This window comes from Mucilaginibacter flavus, assembly GCF_030409315.1.
Taxonomy (GTDB): Bacteria; Bacteroidota; Bacteroidia; order Sphingobacteriales; family Sphingobacteriaceae; genus Mucilaginibacter; species Mucilaginibacter flavus.
Map to the genome: position 1 here is coordinate 313004 of NZ_JAUFPS010000012.1, position 23770 is coordinate 336773.

20 protein-coding genes are annotated in these 23770 nt (G+C 41.7%); 16 read left to right on the forward strand and 4 right to left on the reverse strand.

The genetic code is table 11. The features are described 5' to 3' along the window. Positions 1-8: 8 nt before the first annotated feature. The 4 genes from QWZ17_RS04055 (at position 9) to QWZ17_RS04070 (ending at position 5633) form a co-directional block, all read left to right on the forward strand. Positions 9-956 carry a hypothetical protein gene (locus QWZ17_RS04055; protein ID WP_290303660.1) on the forward strand — a complete coding sequence of 316 codons (948 nt, stop codon included), beginning with the start codon at positions 9-11 and terminating at the stop codon, positions 954-956. Between the two features lie 99 nt (positions 957-1055). Continuing rightward, complete coding sequence (locus QWZ17_RS04060) at positions 1056-2015, forward strand: hypothetical protein (protein WP_290303662.1); 960 nt, start codon at positions 1056-1058, stop codon at positions 2013-2015. A gap of 282 nt (positions 2016-2297) precedes the next feature. Next, the gene (locus QWZ17_RS04065; protein ID WP_290303663.1) at positions 2298-5024 is read left to right on the forward strand and encodes a carboxypeptidase-like regulatory domain-containing protein; all 2727 of its coding nucleotides are present in this window, start codon (positions 2298-2300) and stop codon (positions 5022-5024) included. A gap of 204 nt (positions 5025-5228) precedes the next feature. Continuing rightward, positions 5229-5633, forward strand: a complete 405-nt coding sequence (locus QWZ17_RS04070; protein WP_290303664.1) for a DUF1761 domain-containing protein — start codon at positions 5229-5231, stop codon at positions 5631-5633. A 100-nt stretch (positions 5634-5733) separates the two neighbouring features. Here the strand turns inward: QWZ17_RS04070 and QWZ17_RS04075 are convergent, their stop codons facing one another. Next, complete coding sequence (locus QWZ17_RS04075) at positions 5734-6162, reverse strand: DUF6526 family protein (protein WP_290303665.1); 429 nt, start codon at positions 6160-6162, stop codon at positions 5734-5736. 202 nt (positions 6163-6364) lie between these two features. Between QWZ17_RS04075 and QWZ17_RS04080 the strand changes: the two genes are divergently transcribed. Together QWZ17_RS04080 and QWZ17_RS04085 are read left to right on the forward strand one after the other, a co-directional pair. After that, on the forward strand, positions 6365-7228 hold the full coding sequence (locus QWZ17_RS04080; RefSeq protein ID WP_290303666.1) for an aldo/keto reductase: 864 nt from the start codon (positions 6365-6367) through the stop codon (positions 7226-7228). A gap of 82 nt (positions 7229-7310) precedes the next feature. Next, positions 7311-7733 carry a hypothetical protein gene (locus QWZ17_RS04085; RefSeq protein ID WP_290303667.1) on the forward strand — a complete coding sequence of 141 codons (423 nt, stop codon included), beginning with the start codon at positions 7311-7313 and terminating at the stop codon, positions 7731-7733. Positions 7734-7801: 68 nt separating this feature from the next. On the opposite strand, the gene QWZ17_RS04090 is transcribed toward QWZ17_RS04085, so the two are convergent. Continuing rightward, the gene (locus QWZ17_RS04090; protein WP_290303668.1) at positions 7802-8095 is read right to left on the reverse strand and encodes a YciI family protein; all 294 of its coding nucleotides are present in this window, start codon (positions 8093-8095) and stop codon (positions 7802-7804) included. Between the two features lie 200 nt (positions 8096-8295). Between QWZ17_RS04090 and QWZ17_RS04095 the strand changes: the two genes are divergently transcribed. From QWZ17_RS04095 to QWZ17_RS04105, 3 genes are all read left to right on the forward strand, one after another. Then, entirely contained in the window at positions 8296-9462 is a 1167-nt protein-coding gene (locus QWZ17_RS04095; RefSeq protein ID WP_290303669.1) for a galactokinase, read from the forward strand. 96 nt (positions 9463-9558) lie between these two features. After that, positions 9559-10089 carry an RNA methyltransferase gene (locus QWZ17_RS04100; RefSeq protein ID WP_290303670.1) on the forward strand — a complete coding sequence of 177 codons (531 nt, stop codon included), beginning with the start codon at positions 9559-9561 and terminating at the stop codon, positions 10087-10089. A 153-nt stretch (positions 10090-10242) separates the two neighbouring features. Further along, entirely contained in the window at positions 10243-10908 is a 666-nt protein-coding gene (locus QWZ17_RS04105) for a YdeI/OmpD-associated family protein (RefSeq protein WP_290303671.1), read from the forward strand. Between the two features lie 171 nt (positions 10909-11079). Here QWZ17_RS04105 and QWZ17_RS04110 read toward each other — a convergent pair whose 3' ends face one another. Beyond that, positions 11080-11673: an SMI1/KNR4 family protein gene (locus QWZ17_RS04110; RefSeq protein ID WP_290303672.1), complete on the reverse strand. Its 594-nt coding sequence runs from the start codon at positions 11671-11673 to the stop codon at positions 11080-11082. Positions 11674-11873: 200 nt separating this feature from the next. Between QWZ17_RS04110 and QWZ17_RS04115 the strand changes: the two genes are divergently transcribed. The 3 genes from QWZ17_RS04115 to QWZ17_RS04125 all read left to right on the forward strand — a co-directional run bounded on the left by QWZ17_RS04115 (position 11874) and on the right by QWZ17_RS04125 (position 13542). After that, positions 11874-12302, forward strand: coding sequence for an SRPBCC family protein (locus QWZ17_RS04115; RefSeq protein ID WP_290303673.1), 429 nt, complete (start codon positions 11874-11876; stop codon positions 12300-12302). Between the two features lie 94 nt (positions 12303-12396). Further along, positions 12397-12972 carry a Crp/Fnr family transcriptional regulator gene (locus QWZ17_RS04120; RefSeq protein WP_290303674.1) on the forward strand — a complete coding sequence of 192 codons (576 nt, stop codon included), beginning with the start codon at positions 12397-12399 and terminating at the stop codon, positions 12970-12972. Between the two features lie 135 nt (positions 12973-13107). Then, complete coding sequence (locus QWZ17_RS04125) at positions 13108-13542, forward strand: carboxymuconolactone decarboxylase family protein (protein ID WP_290303675.1); 435 nt, start codon at positions 13108-13110, stop codon at positions 13540-13542. Between the two features lie 128 nt (positions 13543-13670). On the opposite strand, the gene QWZ17_RS04130 is transcribed toward QWZ17_RS04125, so the two are convergent. Next, positions 13671-16238, reverse strand: coding sequence for a phosphoenolpyruvate carboxylase (locus QWZ17_RS04130; protein WP_290303676.1), 2568 nt, complete (start codon positions 16236-16238; stop codon positions 13671-13673). A gap of 300 nt (positions 16239-16538) precedes the next feature. Between QWZ17_RS04130 and QWZ17_RS04135 the strand changes: the two genes are divergently transcribed. From QWZ17_RS04135 to QWZ17_RS04150, 4 genes are all read left to right on the forward strand, one after another. Next, the gene (locus tag QWZ17_RS04135) at positions 16539-18683 is read left to right on the forward strand and encodes an FUSC family protein (protein ID WP_290303677.1); all 2145 of its coding nucleotides are present in this window, start codon (positions 16539-16541) and stop codon (positions 18681-18683) included. A 1152-nt stretch (positions 18684-19835) separates the two neighbouring features. Then, entirely contained in the window at positions 19836-20786 is a 951-nt protein-coding gene (locus tag QWZ17_RS04140; RefSeq protein ID WP_290303678.1) for an aldo/keto reductase, read from the forward strand. Between the two features lie 255 nt (positions 20787-21041). Then, the gene (locus tag QWZ17_RS04145; protein WP_290303679.1) at positions 21042-22808 is read left to right on the forward strand and encodes an ATP-binding protein; all 1767 of its coding nucleotides are present in this window, start codon (positions 21042-21044) and stop codon (positions 22806-22808) included. A gap of 85 nt (positions 22809-22893) precedes the next feature. Further along, positions 22894-23715 (forward strand): SDR family oxidoreductase, encoded by an 822-nt coding sequence (locus tag QWZ17_RS04150; RefSeq protein WP_290303680.1) that lies wholly within the window; start codon positions 22894-22896, stop codon positions 23713-23715. Positions 23716-23770 lie beyond the last annotated feature (55 nt).

A 23770-nucleotide genomic window follows, 5' to 3' on the forward strand; every position in this document is an offset into this window, starting at 1 on the left:
TCTACCTTATGACATTTAAGACCTGCTTAAACTATCTGGTGTTGTTTTCCCTTATTTTATGCACCTCACAGGCCTGCAAACAAAGCCCCAACATAGTTAAACACCGGGGCGAGCGCGATTTGATATCATTTAAAGCCGTACAAGGTATTGATTATACCGAAATCTGGCGCCACACTGCCGCCGGATTTTCATTTAACAGAGTTGGCTATCAGTTAGAACCACAGTGGCGAATGAAATTTGTATCAAGTGACTCGGTAAGTATTTACAGCCCTACAAAAGGAACCTTCATCAACTTTCCCTTAACACGCGGTTACGATTCTATTTTTAATACTGCACGCACCTGGCTTAAGGTTAAAGCAATGAACAAAGACAGCCTTAAGCTTGAAATTATTAATTCATACGGCGATACCGTTGATACCCGCGGCACCAAAACCTATATGCTGCTTTATGCCAATAATTATATTAAAAACACACTCCACAGTGATACGGGTATATTAAAAAGGGCCAGCAGAAGAGATACCTTATACATTAAAAAGCTTACCGAAATGGCAGATACTGATTTTACAAACGCCTTTGCCGCCCGACAGCCTGCCCAGTTAACAAGCAAAAGCCCTTTGATAAAAGTAAAAAAATGGAAAGCCAAAGGCGATATCTTTAACCATTTTGATGTATCTGACGATTATATGAGCCCTACCTTTGATGTAATTATCAGCAAAGTTAAAGCCGAGTTTTATTACTCGTTCAGCATTTTTATTGACGCGAAGGGTGTAATGCATTACGGCAAACCCCTGATACCTTTTTTGGGTGAAGGCCTCAGAAATAATTATATCCGGGAATCTAAAGTTATCATGGAAAGTTACTTTAAAAAGTACCTTTCCATAAAACCGGGTTCAACGCTGGGCATTGTACACGCCAGCGAAATTAATGTGCATGTGGACGGGAAGGTTCAAAAATAAAATTCCAACACAAAAAACATCCTTTGTCTTTTATCTAAAAATCCTTGCTCCAAAAGTCTGCAAGTCCAAAAATCCAAAAATTACATATCTTTAAGCCGTATGCTATCTATCAATATAAAAACTGTAAAACTTATTGGTTTTATACTGCTTACTGTTGTTTCAATTGCCCAAACCGGCTGTAGTGGCGGTCCTGGTAATAAAAAAAAGGAGCTGATTGATTTTAAACCCTACAACGGCATCAACTACTCTGAGGTATCTCGCAGGCAAAAAAACGGACTTTCATTTAATGAATACGGCTACCAGCTGGAGCCGCAATGGAAAATGAAGTTTGTGTCTGACGACTCGGTAAGTATTTTCAGTCCAACTAAAAACGCGTTCATCAATTTTCCACTCACACGTGGGTACGATTCTATTTTTAATGCGGCTCGGTCGTGGTTAAAAGTTCAAAAAATAACTAAAGATAGTTTGGTGCTGGAGATCATTAAACAAAAAGGCGATTCGCTGGATATTAAAGGCACCAAAGTTTATATGCGCTTTTTTGCAGATAATTATGTAAAAAATGTATTGCATACCGATACCTCAATTTTAAGGCACCCCAGCAGGCAGGATACCCTTTTTATAAAAGCATTATCGGCCAAAGCCAATGCCGATTACAAAAAACAATTTTCGGCCAGGCAGGCGGCACAGCTAACCAGTAAAAGCCCTCAGGTAAAAGTTAGTCGTCGTACTACAAAACCATCAATCGAAAACAACTTTGATCCATCTGACGATTACCTTGATCCTACCTACGATATTGTGATCAACAAGGCTTATAAGGATTTCTTTTACTCTTTTACCATTTATATTGATGATAAAGGTGGCATGCACTATGGCAAACCGTTAATTGACCTGGGCATCAGCGGGCCGGAATTTGAACAGGCGTACATCCATCAATCAACCGCCATTATGGAGAGTTATTTAAAGTTTTACCTCGATATAAAACCGGGTTCAACACTGGGTATCATCCACTCCAGTATGATATCTGTACACGTAGAGGGCAAAGTGGCCGCCGCACAGTAAAACACTGCCATTGGCAATTCAGTTACAGGGCATTAAAGAGTAACAATAATGTTATTGTATGGCGCTCACTATGTATGCAATATAAGCAAAACATAATCAGCCACTTATAAACAAGGCGTCTTATACTTTCAGATCCAGGCATTTACCTTAAAACAATTACTGACTAAAAATTCCGTTAAAAATTCGGCTTGATTGTAAAAAAGTGTTAAAACCTGCGGGCACCCGGTATGCAACAACCCTAAATGTTTATATTAGCCCCTGTTAGCCGCTTTATATTATATAATGATATCAAGAAAATTTTTACTCGTTTTATCTTTGCTATCTTCTTTTGGCCTGGCCGCAATGGCGCAGCAGGATAGCATCCCCATTAATACCGTTATCGAGAAAACCGCCAAATACTCGGCCTCTTTTCCAATTGAAAAAGTTTACCTCCATCTGGATAAACCCTATTATGCCGCTGGCGATACCATATGGCTTAAAGCATATGTAACGGTAGAAAAGCACCAGCCATCGGCCCTGAGCGGTATTGTTTATGTTGATTTGCTTAACAGCCAGGATTCTGTTATATCCGGGCTTAGGCTAAAGCTCACCAACGGCTTTGCCAACGGAAATATCACTCTTGATGGCGAATCATTTAAGCAAGGAGCCTATCGTATAAGGGCGTATACCAAATGGATGAGCAATTTTGAGCCCGAGTATTTTTATGATCGTACCATCAACGTTGGTAATGCCATTGATAATAAAGTAAACACTTTTATAAGTTACAGAAGCAGCGGCAGAAGAGGCGGCCCAATAAAACTAAACGCCAACATTATTTATAAAAACCCATCAAGTGAGCCTTATGCCGATAAAAAAGTTACCTGGCAATTGGTGCGCAACGGCGATGCTATTAGTAAGGGCAAAGGCAGTACCGACGCCAATGGAAATCTGTTGGTAGAGCTTCCGGAAAATGATCTTGAAACCATTAACGCGTCGCAACTGGTAACCAGTATTGATATGGGCGACAGGCAATTGGTTAATAATACATTCCCGCTTAAAGGCTCCATCACCAATTTTGATGTGCAGTTTTTTCCGGAGAGTGGTCAATTAACAAATGGTATCCGTACCCGTATTGCTTTTAAAGCCATTAATGCTAAAGGGCTTGGAGTTGACATTAAGGGTAACATTACAGATGATAAAGGAACAGAAGTAGCCACATTTACTTCAACACACCTGGGTATGGGTGTATTTGCTTTAACGCCAGAGAGCGATAAAACTTACACTGCCAATGTTGTTTATCCTAACGGTTCCAAAGCTACATTCAAATTGCCACGCACCCAAAACATGGGTATTGGACTTGCGGTAAATAATACAGATCCCGAAAACCTGAATGTTAAGATAGCGGCCAATGATGTTTTTTTACAGCGCAAGCAAAACAAAAGCTTTTACCTGGTAGCGCAAAGCGGTGGCGTTATTTATTATGCCGCATCTATCGCGTTAAAAGATCTTAGCTATTCGGCCACTGTGCCCAAAGCAAAATTCCCTACCGGTATAGTGCAACTTACGCTATTTTCATCAGGCGGCTACGCCTTATGCCAGCGCCTGGTTTTTATACAGCATAATGACCAGCTAACGCTTAATTTAAAAACAGATAAGCCATCATATACCGTTAGGCAAAACGTAAAAATGCAGGTAACTGCGCTTAACAAAACCGCCCCCGTGGTAGGTAGTTTTTCGGTAGCTGTGTTAGATGATGCCACCATACCATCCGACGAAAACAACGAACAAACCATTTTAAGCAATATCCTGCTTACCTCGGATTTAAAAGGGTATATAGAAAAACCCAACTATTATTTCAATAAACCCAACGAAGAAAAGCTAAACAACCTGGATTTATTGATGCTTACCCAGGGTTATACGCGCTTTAATTACGAGGATATTTTGGCCGATAAATACCCGCCGGTTTATGCCCTGCCAGAGCAAGGTATTGAAGTGACAGGTATATTGCGCACCAATACCGGTTTACCGGTAGGTAAAGCCAACGTTAGATTGGTTATCCCTGATAATAACTTTTCGGCACAAACTATTACAGATCTTTCGGGCAACTTCAAGTTCTCTGACGTAGTAGTAAGGGACACCTCGAAAATTACCTTGAGCGCCCGCGATAACCCAAATGGCAAAAACCTGGTAATCAGCGTTAATGGCGAAGCCTTTCAAAAGGTAAATAAAAACGTTAACGTTGCCGATGAGGTGCTTAATATTGATAGCGTGATTCGTCCCTATCTTGAAAACAGCCGTAAGCAATACCAAAGTTCAAGGGTATTGAAAGAGGTTGTGATTAAAGCGAAGCCAAACGTTAAAAAACCAAGCCATGCCGATTTTGGAACCTTTGCGGGGCTTAGTCCGCAGGCAGATCATGAAATTAATTCCGACCAGTTAAAGGGCTGCCCTATCCTTATTAACTGCTTAAGCACTATGGCACTGGGCTTAACTTATGCCGATAATAACTTTTACGTAACCCGCGATTATAACCAGGGAAAGAAAACAACGCCGGTACAGATCTATATCAACAGCTCGCAGGTTGATGTAAACAACCTGTTCTCGATGACCGGCGATGAGGTAGAGTCAGTAGAGATTTTCCTGAATGATGGATTGAGTGGCATTAACCGCACAACTAACACCAAGGGCGTTATGGTGATAAATAAAAAGGTAGTTAAAAAAGAGAAGATTTCCCTTTCGCAATTATTAGCGCTAATACCTAAGCAAAACGTAATTACGTTTGCAGTACAGGGCTTTAGCAAATCAAAAGATTTTTATGTACCTAAATACGATGTTAACAAAAGCAGTGTAATTGGTCTTGATTTACGCAATACCATTTATTGGAATCCCAAGGTAATTACCGATAAAACAGGCGCAGCCAGCTTTAACTTTTTTAACAGCGATGCCCGCGGCTCATACCGCGCCATTATTGAAGGCATTGACGGCGACGGCAATTTAGGCCGGCAAGTGATTCACTTCAACGTAAAATAAGAGTCAAGAATCAAGAGTCAAGAATCAAGACAAAAAAATACAAAATGGCTATCAGTAATAACTGGTGGCCATTTTATTTTATAAAACATTCGAAAACTTCACCGGGCGTTTAAGATATTTAAAAGGAACAAAAAATCTTGATTCTTGACTCTAACATCTTGACTCTTATTTTCGTAGCTTTATAGTACACATAAACTTATTATCATGAACCCTTCCCTAATTAACTGGGCTGCCGTTGTGGTGGCCGCGCTGTCGGCATTTGTAGTTGGCGGTATTTGGTATTCGCCTGTGATGTTCCAAAAAGCCTGGATGGCTGCCGCAAAGGTTACACAAGATGAAATAAAAACCGGCAACAAAGGAAAAATATTCGGCATGACTGCCATTTTCTCGCTGGTTATGGCTGCAAACCTGGCCGCTTTTTTAGCAACGCCCACAACCAACCTTTCATGGGGGGCCACCGCGGGGTCTTTAGCGGGCATCTGGACGTTTGCCGCCATAGCCATTGTTGGCTTATTTGAACTTAAAAGCTGGGGCTGGATTTTTATAAACGGCGGGTACAGCCTGGTATCGCTAACCCTCATGGGTGCTATTTTAGGAGCATGGAGGTAAATTCAAAAGTGAATTCAAAAGTCAAAAATATCTGCGTAAAGACTTATTCAGTCAGCAAATAAAAAAATCCGAAATCGAACATCCCAATTCCGAAATCCACCTACACTCTATGATAATCGGGCTTCCAGTTTTTGATGGCCTTTTTTATATCATTGGGGTGTAGATTTTCGGCAATTGTTTTATCAACCAACGGGAGTAACTCATCATCGGCCGCGAAACGTAGGGCGGCAATCTGGCCAATGGTTAAGGTGGCGGGTAAAGGTTTATGCGCAAGAATAAAATATCGCAAACTTTCTTCGGCACGGATAGCCCTGTCTTGTGCCTTTATCGGAAAAGTGCGGATATACCAGCTCATTAATAAAACAATCACAGCGAAAAGCAACAGCAACAGCGCCGTTAAAAGATTAGTTTGCCATTGCTGTACAAAATTTACGACAGCAAGCACCAAACACGCCAAAAGCAAAAAGCTTAACACAAAATGAAAACCGGGTACATTACGTTTATGATTAGCAAAATTCTGATCGGTCATGAGGTTTAATTTTTCGGGAAAGATATGATTTTAGTATCAAGTAGTTAGTATCAAGTAGCAAGACCTTTTAGGCTGACATTTTATACACCTTCTGGTATCAAAACTAAGCTTTTAAAAATCTTGATACTTGATACTAACTACTTGATACTACTACTAAAACAATGTCTCCTTATTTGGGTTCAATTTAAAAACAACAATCATTATGGCTACTACAGCAGGTTCATTTGAAAAAACTTTCAGTTTAGGCGGCGATTTTACGATAAACCGATTGGGGTATGGCGCTATGCGCATTACCGGCCAGGGTATTTGGGGGCCGCCCAAAGATAAAAATGAATGCGTCCGTGTGTTAAAACGCGCGGTTGAGCTTGGCGTTAATTTTATTGATACCGCCGATAGTTACGGACCATACGTATCTGAAGAGTTGATAGCAGAAGCGCTTGCTCCCTATCCTACCGATCTGGTTATTGGTACCAAAGGCGGTTTGCTACGCACAGGCCCAAATGAATGGCCGGTTGATTCATCGCCGGCGCATTTGAAGCAGGCCCTGGAAGGCAGTTTAAAACGCTTAAAACAAGATCAGATTCAGTTGTATCAACTGCACCGCATCGACCCAAAAGTACCTGCCGAAAAATCATTTGAGTTTTTACAGAAAGCTCAGCAGGAAGGTAAAATCAAACATATCGGCTTATCTGAAGTTAGCGTGGCCGATATTAAAAAGGCCCAGGAATTTTTTGAAGTGGTATCGGTACAAAATATGTACAGCGTTGATAACCGCAAATGGGAGGCAGAGCTGGAATACACCCGCGATCATAACATCGCCTTTATACCATGGTTCCCTTTAGGTGGCGGCAATGTACAGGGCCAGGAAATATTGAAACGCGTAGCCGATAAGCACAAGGCCACTATTCACCAGGTGGCTTTAAGCTGGCTGCTGCACCATTCGCCAAATATTTTGCTTATCCCAGGTACGTCGAGCGTAGCTCACCTGGAAGAAAACATGAACACTGCCGATATCCAACTATCAGCGGATGATATAGATATCTTAAACGCACTTGGCGCAGCTTAACAAGTTTTTTATTTAACATGATAAAGCAAAAGGATGTCATTAAATTTGACATCCTTTTGTTTTGGACAAAGCGATAACGAATATGAAAACCAAGGAAGAAATACTAAACAGTTTTTATACCGCCGGTGCCGATGGTATGCCCGAAATATCTGCGCCCGATTTGCTCAATGCCATGGAGGCCTACAAGCAACAGAGCGTAGCAGATGCCTTTAACGCCGCCCGCAAGCTTAAAGATGAATCGGCAGATTTACCGGACTATAGCTTTGCCACGTTAGATGATTATGTTAAAAGCACCGAAATTAAGGTTGCCAAAAGCGAAAAGGACGAGCTTAGCGAACATATAGCCCTGGTAGCAGATAGCGTACTCCCCCATTTCCTGCCCGATGATGCCTCCATAACCGAGTTTTCCTTCGATTTTAACATGATGGGCATTGGCTACACCGCCTTTTACAGCAAAGACGACGCTGGCTACTGGCAAATGACCAAATGGCGCTTAGGTAGGTAACCTACCGTGTCACAAATAGCCCATACCAACCGCGAACTGCCCACTGCAAACTGTATACTGCCAACTGCCTACTGAATAACCGCTACTTTAATAGGTTTTACATCAACAGATTCCCATACGCCCTGGGTAATGTAGGGTTCGCCTTGTTTCCAGGCTTCCAGTTCTTCGTCTGTTTCAAATTGCAGCATCATTACAGATCCTATCATATTGCCCTCCTCGCTGAGAAATGCGGCCGCGGATATAAAATTTCCGCTTGCTTTTAATGCCTTCATCCCATCTAAATGATGTGGTCTAACATCGGCACGACGTTTTAGTGCGCCTTCATCTGTAAAATCGTATCCGGTAACCAGGTATTGTTTCATAGGGTAAATTTTATTGATCAACAAGCGACAAGCATTTTTGTGCTTGTTTTTGACCGCTGTAAAACTATTAAATTAAAATCGATGGCAAAATTTCAAAAACAGGCCCATTTATTTCACATTTTTTCAAAATAATTTTTATTTATAAATGTATAGTTGACAATTTTTGCAATATTTGTTTCCCAATTGTAACAAGACCAATAATGAAGAATAATTTATACCAGGAGTTTAACAACATTTTCAACAAAGAAGCCGAATACGCCTACTTTTCACCGGGCCGTGTAAATCTTATAGGCGAGCATATTGACTATAACGGCGGGCTTGTAATGCCCTGTGCCATTACATTTGGTACCTACCTGTTGATATCGCCAAATGAAGATGGCGTTTTCCGTTTCCGCAGCCTTAATTTTGGTGAGCAGCAGGATATCGCGGTGCAGGCATCTTATGAAAAAGTTGGCGAAAACTGGTTTAACTTCCCTATTGGTGTTATTGACAGCTTTGTAAAAGAAGGTCACGAGCTTAAAGGTTTAGACTTTTTGTTTTATGGCGATATCCCTATCGGCTCAGGCCTGTCATCTTCCGCTTCCATAGAGGTGGTTACTTCATTTGCCCTGAATGATATTTTCAACAGCGGTTACAGTAAGCTGGATTTGGTTAAGCTTTCAAAATACGTTGAAAACCAATTCATTGGCGTAAACTGCGGCATTATGGATCAGTTTGCCGTTGCCTTTGGCGAAAAAAACAAAGCCCTGATGCTTAATTGCGATACATTAGATTATGAAGCAGTCGACAGTAATTTGGGCAAATACGTGCTGGCTATCATCAACACCAATAAACCACGTAAACTGGCCGAATCAAAATACAACGAGCGTGTTGAAGAATGCCAAACGGCCCTTGCAGAGTTAAAGCAAGAGCTTGATATCAACTACCTGTGTGATATTGATACTGATACTTTCAAAAAACACCAGCACCTGATTACCAGCCCTGTAGTACTTAAACGTGCCAAACACGTTATTGAAGAAAACGACCGCGTAAAGCTGGCGGCGAAAGCATTGGCCGGCAACAATCTTGATGAATTTGGCCAACTGATGTATGCTTCTCACGATTCGCTTCGTGATTTATACGAAGTAAGCGGCGTGGAGCTCGACGCGGTTGCCGAATACAGCAAAACCAATCCCGATGTTGCAGGTGCACGTATGACGGGTGCCGGCTTTGGCGGTTGCGCTATCGCTTTAGTGAAAGGCGATGCCTTTGAAGCGTTCAGTAAAGGCGTTACCGAATATTATACCAACAAAATAGGCTACGCGCCATCTGTTTACAGTTCATTAATTGGCAACGGCGTAGGTTTATTAGCCGAAGTAGTTATTTAGTTGTCACAAATCATATTTTTGCGCTTTGTTGGGCGATTAGTTCATCAGTACATCACTAATGAACTAATCGCCCAATGAACTAATGAACATAGAGAGATGCGCAAATTAAAGTTAGATGAGCTGAACCGGGCTTCGGTTGATGAATTTAAACAACAGGATAAACTGCCTGTTGCAGTGGTGTTGGATAACGTGCGCAGCATGCACAACATTGGCTCCATTTTCCGTACCGCCGATGGTTTCGCGGTAGAGCAGGTTTGCCTTTGTGGTATCACCGCCCAACCTCCACACCGCGAAATTGAGAAAACCGCTCTTGGCGCTACCCTATCTGTAAACTGGACCTACTACGAAACGCCGCTTCAGGCAGTTGAACAACTCCGGTTACAAGGCTACCAGATCATAGCCGTTGAACAGGCCGAAAACAGTACCATGCTTAATGAATTTACGCCACAGGCAGATCAAAAATACGCCCTCATATTTGGTAACGAGGTTAATGGCGTTAGCGACGAAGTGATGCAAGCCATAGATGCCTGTATCGAAATCCCCCAGTTTGGCACCAAACACTCTTTCAATATCTCAATAACCGCGGGTATAGTACTCTGGGACTTTTTTGCCAAGATAAGTCTTTGAGGTTGATGGTTCATAGATCATAGTTCATAGTATTGTTAGGTAGTGGCTTTTGTTGTAAATTGCGGTAGTAGCTGCCATGATCTATAAACCCATGCAGCTGCCATGAACCATGATCTATGAACTACAAGCTAACCACCAACTATAAACTAACTTATGAACGCCTTAGCCAAAAAACTGCAGATTAAACCGAACTCAAGCTGGTTGTTGCAAAATTCTCATGTCGGTTTTACAGATAATTTGGACCCACTGCCCGATGGTGCCGGATTGGCTTTTAATACCGCTGGTAATTTTGATGGCATTTTACTATTTGTAACTAATAGTACGGAACTGGCAACAGAACTTAAGGTGATTACGTCTTTGTTGAAGGAGAATACCGTTCTATGGATCATCTACCCCAAAAAAACCTCTAAAATAAAAACCGACTTGGAAATGATGGGCGGCTGGGATGCGCCCGCTGAGTATGGATTACGTCCCGTAGCATCGGCAGCCGTAAATGAAACCTGGACAGCCCTGCGCTTTAAGCCGGTTGAACAGGTAAAAGTGTCCGAAGGGCGCAATGATGCCGTGCGGGGCAACGAGTTTGGCGAATTTATTGACGTAGATAATAAGATTGTAACCCTACCCGGTTATATTAAAGCAGCACTTGAACAGCAGCCATCTGCGCTTACCTGGTTTCAGCAACTGTCATACAGTAATAAAAAGGAATACGTGCTATGGATACTTACTGCCAAACAGGAGAAAACCCGCGAAGAGCGGCTGGTAAAAATGGTGGAAATGTTGGTGGCAAAAAGGAAAAATCCTTCGGATAAAAAAGGATAAAGTTATCCTCTACTCTTCAATTTAGTTAGGTTTCTACAAGTTGCAAAACCAATTTGGTGATAGTTTAGCAAAAGCTAAATCGTTTTTCGATACAACTGGTTTAGTGTAGCTTAACTCGTAGTTGCTAAGCAACACGCTTAGTCGAGCGAATAATAGATTTTGAGGTAGGTGCTACTCTTTCGGCCCATATCCGGACTTCTTTAAAAGTTCAATTAATTCAGGGCTGTAGTCCACTTTCATTTTTTTAACTAAATCATCATTCTCATCATTATATATTTCCAGCCCCATGATAAAATTCTCAAACCCTTTTGTAATTAAAAACAAATCTCTTCCAGGCGCACTCTCGTGATTAAAGTAATAAATAGATTCAAAATCATCTCTACGTAGACTTATACAAATAAGATCTCCAAGTTCCCCCTCAAAAATTGGTAACACCCCAATCGGTAATTGTTCTTGAAAGGTTAGCAACACTTTATTTGTAGATAATTCATCGTTTCCCGAAATGCAATAAAAATTACCAACGCTTACTTTATTGTCCTTAAGCATAAAACTCTCTGCATCAATACATTTTATGCAAACAGGTTCTAAAAAAGAAAATGAACCAACCTTTGTGTAAAAATCCTTATAAGATTGTGGTAAACATGAATTAAACATTCTTTCTATACTCAAAAAGCCCTCCTCTATTTGTATTTTATCATTAGTACAACTAAGAGTCTTTTCAATCCCGCCAACGGATTTTATTTTTCTTATTAAATTACTTTCCATATAAATATTTTATTGCTTTCTACCCGCGACCACGAGTTACAGTGTGTTAAACCCGTGGTTTGCTAATTTAGGCTTTCAGTCTAAATTATATACCCCATTGCATATAAGAATTTAAGTTGGAAACTTAAATTTGTATATACCACGAGTCACGCTACGCTAAACTCGCGGCAGCATCGTAATAACCATAAAAACGAAAAACTATGAGTACAGCACCATTTGTAATTGAACGCACGTACCATGCACCCGTTGATAAAGTTTGGGACGCGATTACCAACCCCGATAAAATGAGGGAATGGTACTTTAACGTATCTGATTTTAAAACCGACGTGGGCTTTGAATTTGAATTTACGGCGGGCGATGATACCAAACAATACCGTCATTTATGCCGTGTAACCAAAGTTATACCCGGTAGTACAATTGCCTACACCTGGCAGTATGATGAATACCCGGGCGATTCGGAAGTAACATGGGAACTTTTTCCCGATGGTGATGGAACACTTTTAAGGCTAACCCATGCCGGCCTGGAAACTTTCCCCGATCTGCCATCATTCAAACGCGAAAGCTTTGCAGGCGGTTGGACTCACATTACAGGTATATCGTTGAAAGATTACGTAGACAAAGAAGATTAATCTCCGTTAAACCGACAATTAAACTTGCGAAGTTTTGAAAACTTCGCAAGTTTTAAGCCCGCCGAAAGTTCGTATCATTGCATATACTTCCTCAATGATGCCATCCAGCCTTACAGATCATATAAAAAAATACATCAGCTTAACAGAAACTGAAGAGCAGCAGATCTGTAATGCGGTAACGGTTAAAGCCATCAAAAAGAAATCCTTTCTGTTAGAACCAGATCATGTTTGCAAAGAATTACACTTTGTAAGCTCAGGTTGCCTAAGGCTATACTTTATCAACAAAAAGCTAAACGAACAAATAACCCTTTTCGCTATTGAAAACTGGTGGATAACGGATTATGAAAGCCTGGATAGCGGTCGCCCATCCTCTTATTATATGCAGGCGGTCGAAAATTCTGAAGTTATCAGCATTAGCAAAACAAAGCTTGATGAATTGTTTGAGGCTGTCCCAAAACTGGAACGCTATTTTAGAATAGTGCAACAAAGAGCTTTTGCCGCCACGCAAACCCGCATAAAATATATTTACAGCATGAGCGATGAAGAACGCTACCATCATTTCAGTAGTCGATTTCCGGCTTTTATGCAGCGTGTACCGCAATATATGCTGGCCTCCTACCTTGGTTTTACACCACAATTTTTGAGTAAGATAAGAGCTAAAAATATTTAGCAATTTAGGGGATAGCTCAATTTTCCAGAAAAAAAGATGCTAAACAGATTTAGCTTTAGCATCTTTTCTTAATCTTGATTCATTTTTTGAGGGCTGTTTTGTTGCCACCTTTGGAGTATTAAAACAAACAGAAAAATGGAAACAAGAGTAAACATCGGTAAAACCGACCCGGAAGCTTATAAAATATTATTAGGTCTTGACCAATACGTAGCCAAAGGCATGGTTAGCAAAACCCACAGGGAATTGATCAAGATCCGTGCATCACAAATCAATGGCTGTGCTTTTTGTATTGATATGCACACCAAGGATGCACGCAAAGCAGGTGAAACAGAACAACGCATTTACGCCCTGAACGCATGGCGCGAAACACCATTTTTTACCGAAGAGGAACGCGCCATACTGGCCCTTACCGAAGAAGTAACCCTGATACAACACCACGTATCTGATGCTACCTATGAGGCTGTAGCCAAAGTTTTACCAGAAGCATATATTGCACAGGTGATATTGGCCATTATAGCCATTAACGCCTGGAATAGGTTTGCAATTTCTACAGGGATGCAACCAGCATAAGTTCCTCTAAAAAAGGAGACTTAAAAAAATGAATTGTTTATTCTATAAAAAAAGCGATGTCCCATCAGGAACATCGCTTTTTATTTTTAAGTCTTCCGCTAACCAGCGGAGAGATTTAGGGGCTTCTTCTATGCCAAATTCCTACCAGCATTCACAATACCGTAAACGGTGCGGATAACCAGTTTTTTATAAACCTCTGTCAGTTCACTATCTTCATTATTATTGATGCATTGCAGGGCATAGTGTTGGATAATTACCAGCGGCAATACAATCTTTTCGCGGATGGCGATTGATTTACGCTCAACCGGGTATTCTTCCATCAATACACTGCTACTGGTTAATTCAAGCAGCATGGTGCGGGTTAAATCAAACTCATCCTTCAGCATTTTCCAGAACGCCCCAAATTTTTTATCCTGCTCCAGGTAAGCGGTAACCCTGAAATCGGATTTCGACATGGACATCATACAGTTATCCAACATGGTTTTAAAGAAACCCGATGTTTGGTAAAGTTCCTGTACCTGTTGCCAGTTACCTTCGTTTTTTACTTTTCTTAACGCGGTACCTACACCATAAAAGCCCGGGATACTTTGTTTAAGCTGGCTCCATGAAGTTACAAAGCTAATGGCGCGCAAATCTTCTAACTTAAGCGAGGCCGCGTTACGCTTTGTTGGGCGACTACTGATATTGATTTTAGATAATAATTTAAGCGGACTAAACTTTTCCAGGTACTCCATAAACAACGGATGTGCCCGTAAGGCCATGAATAAGCCATAGCTTTCTTCGGCCATGTTTGATATCAGGGATTTGTGCCCGTCATCCAACAAATCGTTACGGTTTGGCTGCAAGCCGGATATGATCCCGGCGTTTAGCAATTGCTCCATATTAAACCTGGCGGTTTCAACAGAACCATATTGCGAACTTACCGTTTGCCCTTGTATAGTTAACTGAATGTGCTCGTTAGCAATCTCGTTGCCCATTGAAGCATAAAAACGGTGAGTTTTGCCGCCGCCACGTGCCGGTGGGCCGCCCCTGCCGTCAAAAAAGGCCAGGCTAACACCGTACTTACGGGCTATGGCCGTCATTTCAATTTTGGCTTTATAAATGCTCCAGTTGGCCATAAGGTAACCGCCATCCTTGGTACCATCAGAGAAACCCAGCATAATGGTTTGCCTGTTACCGCGCAGTTTTAAATGCTCGGCATAGTATGGGTGCGTATATAGCTGCTCCATGATTTCGCCGGCGCTGGCCAGGTCGTTCACGGTTTCAAACAATGGCATAAAATCAACCGTCAAAGTATCTTTTTGCCAGCCACTCCATAAAAACAGGTCGATAAGCTGCAGAATATCAGACGCGCGCTGGCAGTTACTGATAATAAAACGCTGGCAGGCCCGCTCACCATTATTGTGCTGAATTTGTTTCATCAGCCTGATGGTATTCAGCGTATCTTTTGTTAAGCCATCTGCATCCTCAGGGCACTGATAATCAACTTCATTAAAAGTTAACTTAGCCAGTTTACCGTCCTCATCCAGATCAGTATACCCGCTTACAATGCCGGTTTCTGTTTGTTTGGTTACGTAATCAAATACATTGCGCAACACGCGGCTATCCTGCCTTAAATCAAGCGTTGCAAAGTAGCAGCCAAACAGACGCACTTTTTGCGCAAGGTTTTCTACAATATCAACAAACAAACTATCATGATCATTAACCAGCGTTTGTTTAATGGTTTGCAACAAACTTAATAACTCTGGCTGCAGGTCTTTAACATCAAGCTCAACGTTAGCATTTTTGTAGATGAGTTTCTCTAATTGCGCCATCGGTTTTTCAACTCCGCGGAAGGTAATGCGGCGTTTTAATACGCGGTAATCGCGGTAATAACATCTGAACAAGCGTTGCCTTAAATAGCTGGCAACGGCCCTCGTAGTTTCGGTGGTTACGTTAGGGTTGCCGTCGCGGTCGCCGCCCGGCCAAAAGCCCATTTCCAGCAGTTGGTTACTGGCATCTATTTCAAACTCCTCTTCTAATTTGGATTGAATGCCCGAAGCGGCGTAGTAAAATATATTTTCTAAAAACCAGGTAAGGCTTATAGCCTCATCAACTGGCGTAGGCGATGTTTTGTTAAAGAATGGTGTTTTACCCAACTGCTGCAATAACACATCAATAGCAGGAATGTTATTAACCTTTACGGCCTCAATCAAATCTGTCATGATCCCCAATACCGTACCGGGATAAAACTGGGTTGGGTGAGCGGTAAGCACCAGGCGTAACGAAAAATCTTTTAGCTTTTCGCTGATGTTTTTGCGGGTTTCATCGCTCATGGCGGCCTGCTGTAATAAGCTTTGCAGGGTACCGGTATCATCAAACTTACCAATTTTGTTAAACGATGAATCTTCAATAGCATCAAACAAAACCACCTGGCGCTCTATGTACTGGATAAAGCGAAACATGCGGTTAAGTTGTTCCTGGTGATCAATATCCGGCACGTACTTTTTAAAGAAACTTTCAATAATATCTGTTGGGGAAGCATTCATCGCGGCACCCTTTTCGCAATGCGATGTAAAAAAGGGCAGCAAAATCCCCGTATCCTTTACCTGGTAAAAAGGCAGGGTTTGAAACAAACTATTGTACAACTCAAAACGGGTAACAACTTCATTATTAAAAGTTGTTTCTCTTTGACTGAGTTTTAAATTTAAAGACATAGTACTACGAATATTTTGAAAGGTTAAAATTGATGGGTATTGGTCAGCCAGCAATACCGGGGGTGAATTTAATTATCTAAAATTTAATTTCAGCAAAAAGTAAATAATTTATAATGATTATATGAAATTAATGCCATTTTCACCAAAATACTACCCAAAGATTTAATTTTTGTAAATTTACAAACCTTTTTTGGCGCAAAAAAAGCGTTAAATGAAATGCATTTTATCAACACCAAAAATTTGCATAGGTTATGGTAAACATCATAGCTTTATCCTCAATAAAAAAGGCCTCAAAAATTAATGAAACTAAACACCCGCGAAATCAAAAGCTTTTTCTACAGTCAGTATTTTTCTGATGGCTTACGCATTTCTGCGGGTATCTTGCTGCCATCGCTTTTACTCCTTGAATTTGGCATGTTTAACCTTGGGCTTACCTTATCCCTGGGCGCGCTTTGCATCTGCGTTATTGACAACCCCGGTCCGGTGTTGCATAAACGTAATTCCATGGCAATTGGTAACCTGTGCCTGTTTATTGTAGCTGTTACCACGGGCTTTGCAAGGCTTAATGTTTATACGCTCGGGTTAGAAATTACACTATTCTCTTTTCTGTTCAGCATGTTTACCGTTTATGGTAACCGGGCGGCTTCTGTGGGTACCAGCAGCCTGCTTATCATGATATTTATGATGGATAAGGCGCTGCCGGCATCGGGGGTAGTTGCATATAGCGCTACTATATTGGCGGGTGGTGTATGGTACATGATTTTTAGCCTGGTTTTCTTTGGCATTCGCCCCTACCGGGCCGCGCAACAAACCCTGGGCGAAAACGTAGCGGATATAGCCAAATTTTTACGCATCAAAGCAGAGTTTTATAACCCCGAAAGCGATATTGATGAAAACTACCGCAAACTGGTATCGCAACAGATACAGGTAAGCCAGCACCAGGATGCCGTGCGCGAAATGCTTTTTAAAAGCCGGCTCATGGTACGTGAATCCACGCCGGCCAGCCGAATCCTGGTACTTACATTTGTGGACCTGGTTGATATGTTTGAGCAGATTATGGCCACCCACTATGATTACCGGGAGATGCGGGATAGGTTTAAAGACACCGGCATACTGAACGAGATAGCCCGCATTATACACCACATGGCCGATGAGCTTGACGATGTGGCCTATATTGTACTATCAAACACCCGCCACCGGCACGTAATGGATTTTAATGTTGAACTTGAAAAATTAAAACTCAAAATTGATTCCATCGCCAAAGACCAGCAGGAAAACAACACGCTGGTACTTAAAAAAGTGCTCATCAACCTGCGCAACTTATCAGAAGGAATCAACAACATTTACACGTATTACAACTCAAAAACCGCGCTTAAATCAACCGAGGTTAAGGGCGAAGTGGAGTACTCGCAATTTGTAACCCACCAGGATTACACACCCCATATTTTCTTCGACAACCTTACACTTAGTTCGGGCGCGTTCAAACATGCCTTGCGTGTAGCCCTGGTTTGTTTAATAGGTTTTATTACGGCCAAAACCGTAGCACAGGGCGGCCACAGCTATTGGGTGTTATTAACCATTATTGTGATATTGAAACCCGGTTTCAGCCTGTCAAAACAGCGCAACTACCAAAGACTGATTGGCACCGTTGGCGGCGGCGCTATAGGGATATTGATACTGAGTCTGATACCCGATACCACAGCCCAGTTTATTTTCCTGATGTTTTTTATGCTGGGCGCTTACAGTTTTCAGCGTTTAAACTACGTGGTGAGCGTAATTTTCATGACGCCATATGTGCTTATCCTGTTTAAATTTTTAGGTGTAGGGCTTTTAAATGTTGCGCAGGAAAGGATCATTGATACCACCATAGGCTCGTCTATAGCGTTTATTGCAAGCTACCTTATTTTCCCTACCTGGGAGTTTGAAATGATAGAGGAAACATTGCGCGAAGTGGTAAAAGCCAACATCAATTACCTGGTTACCATTGCCGAAAGCATATCGGGCAAAATAATTGATATTACCGTTTATAAACTGGCGCGAAAGGATGTATATGTAAAATCGGCCAACCTATCGGCAGCGTTTGAGCGCATGACATCTGAACCTAAAAGCAAACAACGCAACATCAAAGAGGTTCATAAATTTGTGGTGCTTAACCACATCTTATCGTCATACATCAGCACCATAGCCGCCGGACTGATAAAAAATGCCCAGCGCCCGCACCCCGAAGCACTAAGGCTTATCAAAAAAAACATAGCCGTGCTTAACGAAACCAATAAAAAGCTGCACGGCACCAATATTGACTTTAACATTGGTAAAACCGCATCGCCCTTAGAAACCGATAAACCCGAACTTACAGCCGACGAAGCCCTACTGAAAGAACAACTGGGCTTTATTAATAAAATAAGCTACGATATTGCGAAAGTGACGGACAGTGTATTGAAGTAGATGTGTAGATGTTAGAAGCTGTTTAAAAACGATTAAATAAAACTACTATACCCCAGCGTCATTGCGAGGTATAAAATCCGGGGACTCTGAAAGTGGAAATGACGTAGATCACCTGGCGGCGAAGACTCACCCGCCAGCGCTACGCGCGGCACCCTCTCTTCGGCTTCGCCGGAAAGAGGGGTTTGAAAAGTTTATATTTTATTTAGATATACTTAGTAATCAGCGTTCAAACCCCTCTTTCCACCGCAGGTGAAGAGGGTGGCGGGCGTAGCCTCGCCGGGTGAGTCTTCGTCTGCGTTCAAAGCCAACCTTTGTCTAAAGTATTAAACGTCATTGCGAGGCACGAAGCAACCCCTGACTGTACAGGGCGAATTTGCTTAGCCGATCTGTCTCATGGGAATTGCTTCGTGCCTACCCATGACGTAATTAAAGGGGTAAAAGCGTCTTTTTTGAGTGTTTTTACTCTTGATTTTATTGTAAATAAATGATTTCAAGATGGTTAACTAAAGTTTAACTTTTAAAAAAAAGCCAAAAAACTATCCGTCGGTAATAATTATCGATTAGGGCACCCCGGTACAAATGCGTGATGCCTTGATTATATAAAGCTGTACCCGAAGAGGTTAAAAAAAATGACAGGCTACCCATCGGACAAATCTCTGTAAACAGGATCGTACCATACTTTCAGACTCAATTCTTCGGAACCATACTACCCTACAGGCAATAAGCACTATAACACGATCGGCCACACTGTACAGCTTAGCACAAAGATACGTCATTTCACTTTCAGAGTCCGCCGGAATTTTTCCACTACCCATGACAAGTTGTAAAAAACAAAGAGGGCCGTCAGTCTGAGCCTGTCGACGACTCGCGCGCAGAGGCCTTCGCCCGCGCGCTTCGACAGGCTCAGCATGACCCCATTTTTTTGATGTTGTCATTTCACTTTCAGAGTCCCTGGATTTACAAACTCGAAATGACGGCTTTTATAGGTTTTTTAAACAGCCTCTTAGGTTTCAGATGTGCAGATTTTTTTTGCGGCTGGCTTTTATGGCGAGGACTCCTATCTAAAATGTAACATCAATATTTCAATGTACTGACAAACAAATCTCGCTATCCGAGGCTTCTATCTATACGTAATTTTTAATAATTGATACTATGGAACAGCGTGAATTAGGTTCATCGGGCATAAAAACAGCGCCTTTGGTTTTTGGTGGCAATGTGTTTGGATGGACGGTTAAAGGCAACGATAGCGCCCTTATTTTAGATGCTTTTTTAGATGCCGGTTTTAATACGGTAGATACCGCCGACGTATACTCAAAATGGGTGCCTGGCAACCAGGGCGGCGAATCTGAAACCGAGATTGGCAAATGGCTTAAACAAAGCGGCAAGCGCGATAAAGTAATTATTGCAACCAAGGTTGGCGGGGAGTTAGCCGCTGATAAAAAGGGACTTAAAAAAGACTATATCATTAAGGCCGCCGAGGACTCCTTAAAACGATTACAGACCGATTATATCGACTTATATCAATCTCATTTTGATGATGCGGAGACGCCCGTAGAAGAAAGCTTACGGGCATTTGATCAATTGATAAAAGATGGCAAGATAAGAGCCATAGGCGCATCAAACTTTTCTGTCGAACGCCTGCACGAGTCTTTAAAAGTAAGTCGCGAAAAAGGTTTAGCCGCTTACCAAACCCTGCAACCGGAGTATAACCTTTTTGACAGGGAAAAATACGAAACCACTATTGAGCCATTCATCAGGGAGCAAAACTTAGGTATAATTAGCTATTTTTCGCTCGCGAGCGGTTTTTTAAGCGGCAAGTACCGTTCTGAAGCGGATTTGGAAGGTACTAACCGTGGGGCTATGGTAAAAAAATATCTTAGCGATAGAGGCACCCGCATTTTAAAGGCGCTTGATGAGGTATCTACCCAATACAAAACCAAGCCCGCGGCTGTAGCTTTGGCCTGGCTCATTGCAAGGCCAAGTGTAACGGCGCCCATTGTGAGCGCAACCAGCTTAAACCAGCTACAGGAACTTACACAAGCCGCCACTTTACAATTAAACAATGAGGCTATCGAGGTTTTAACCGCAGCCAGTGCATATTAATTTTTGATTAAAAGAGCGCGCTTTGAAAGTTGCGCTCTTTTGGTTTCCCCTCCCTACTCCAATTAGCTCTTTTAATACTACCTATTGCTTAATAATTAGCAATCTCCTCAAATTTAATTATTAAACAATTAAACGTAACTATTTGACCGTTTGAGCAAATAAATCGTTTTTTATCAAAAAAAATCCCTTAATTAACCTATCCTTTTTGTTCATTTATACGTAAAGGCTATCTGTATAATTAATTTTTTGTATTAAATGGAAAAGCTAAAACGAATTATAGGTTATGGCAATCCAGCTTTATCGCTCGAAAACAAACTTTTTAACGCTGTCTCTTTATTTATTGCACTAAACAGCGTTATTTCAATGGTGGTTAATATTTCGCTGGGGTTTCCCTTGGGTTTAATATTGGCCAATGCATTCATTATTTCGTTTTCAACTTTCGCATATTACCAAAGCAGATTTATAGGATATAAGGAGAGCGTGGTGTACGTATACATTGGTATGGGTATCGCGGCCATTTTCCCGGGCTGGTTTTTTAATGGAGGCCTACATGGCTCAACAACGCAGATCGGTATATTTTTGATCGTATTAATCACCCTGCTTGTAAAACAACGCTACCATTATATTTTTATAGGTTTATTAGCAGCCTCATTTATTACCTGCTATTATTTAGAAAAAGCACACCCCGATTGGATCAAAGGCGCGGGTGATAAATCGGCCAATGAGCAGGACCTTATTTCATCTGCCATACTTAACATTGTATTGGTAGGTTTACTAATTGGCTTCATCAAAAAAAGCCACGAAGCCGATAAAAGCAGCCTCATTCAAAAAAGTGAGGAATTACAGCAATCACAAGTGCAACTCCGTGCCTCAAAAGAGGAAGCCGAGGCGGCAACGTTTGCTAAATCAAACTTTTTGGCAAATATGAGCCATGAAATACGCACGCCTTTAAACGGCATTATCGGGGCATCGCAGTTACTGTCACGGTCCTCACTTACGCATGAGCAGCAGGAGCTTTTACAAACCTTACAGTCAAGTGGCCACATCCTCATCAACATTATTAGCGATATACTTGATATTTCAAAAATAGAGGCCGATAAACTGGTGATTACCCCGGTTACTACCAATATAAGGCACTGCGTTAAAACCATTATTGACATCAGCATGCCTGGCATTACCAGCCAGCATAAGCCAATTATATTGAGCTACATTATTGACGATAACGTAGCCGAATTTGTTAAGGTTGATGAAGGCCGGGTACAGCAAATTTTGGTTAACCTGATAGGTAATGCCATTAAGTTTACCGATGAAGGCAATGTTACCGTAACCGTAAAAGGATCAGAAATAAAAGATGGGATTCAAAATATCAGTTTCCATGTAAAGGATGATGGTATCGGCATTAGCCAGGAATCATTAACACAATTGTTTAAACCATTTACCCAGGTGAACACAACCGCGTTGCGCAAATACGGCGGCACAGGCCTCGGCTTATCTATCTGTAAAAAATTAGTGGAATTGATGGATGGTAAAATTTGGGCCATTAGCAAGGAAGCGCAGGGATCGTTGTTCATTTTTACGCTGCCCTTGCAGGTAACCAGCCCGGAAACCACACCATTGGTTGAGCCAGATAATAAAGAAGCTTTCAAATACAGGCCGCTAAAAATCCTGTTAGCAGAGGATAACAAAATGAATCAATTGATAGCCAGCAAAATATTTAAAAAGGTTGGCTATAACATTGATATTGCTGAAAACGGTGTGGATGCCATTAACATGCTTGATAAGCAGCCCTACGATCTTATTTTTATGGACATACAAATGCCCGAAATGGATGGACTGCAAGCTACCCGCAGCATTATCAAAAAACACGGCAAAAGCGCGCCGCCCATTATTGCCATGACTGCCAACGTTTTAAGCGAAGATGAAAATGAATGCACCATGGCAGGCATGAAAGATTTTGTAAGTAAACCCTTCACCTTTGAACGGCTGGAAAACGTGATCCAGAAATGGACAAATGTTAAATAGTAGTTTTATGCCAGTGGTTTGTTAATTTTTTAATCGGGTAAAACTTGCAGCTCTTTTTAGGGGTTTGTTTCTGTAAAATTGTATTATGAAACAAACCATTTTAATAACCGGGGCGTCAACAGGCATTGGTAACGCTACTGCCCTGTTTTTTGCCAATAAAGGCTGGCAGGTTGCAGCCACCATGCGCAACACCGATGGGCAGAATAAACTACAAGCGCACCCAAACATAAAACTATACACGCTTGATGTTACCAATACCGAAAGTGTAAATAGTGCCATCAGCAACGCCATTGCCGATTTTGGACAGATAGATATATTGCTAAATAATGCCGGCTACGGCCTTGTTGGGCCTTTGGAGCCGGTTAGCGATGAGGATATCATGAAACAGTTTAACACCAATTTATTTGGTGTTTTCCGCACCATTAAAGCGGTACTGCCTGGTATGAAAGCGCAAAAAAGCGGGGTTATCATAAACGTTACATCTATAGGCGGTTTGGTGGGCTTGCCATTTAACAGCCTGTACCATGCTACCAAGTTTGGTTTGGATGGCTTTTCTGAATCGCTTAAATATGAGTTGATGCCATTTAATATTAAAGTAAAAGTGGTAGCGCCCGGCGGTGTGGTAACCGATTTTGTGACCAGATCACTCCATACTACCATTAAAGAGGGCGAGGTAACGGATTATGATGCCGCCCTGGCCAAGGTTTGGGAAGGGTTTGATAAAGGACGCCCCAACTATTCGCAACCCGATTTGATTGCAGACGTGATTTACAAAGCCGCCACCGATGGTAAAGATCAGCTTCGTTACCTTGCCGGTAAAGACGCGGAGGGCTTGTACGACGCCTGGAAACAAATGAACAACGAAGATTTTTTCAATATGGTTGCCGGCAACTTCGGCTTGATATAGTTATTTACACTAATCAGTAAATAGTACCATTCATTATTGCAATAGTACCATTAGT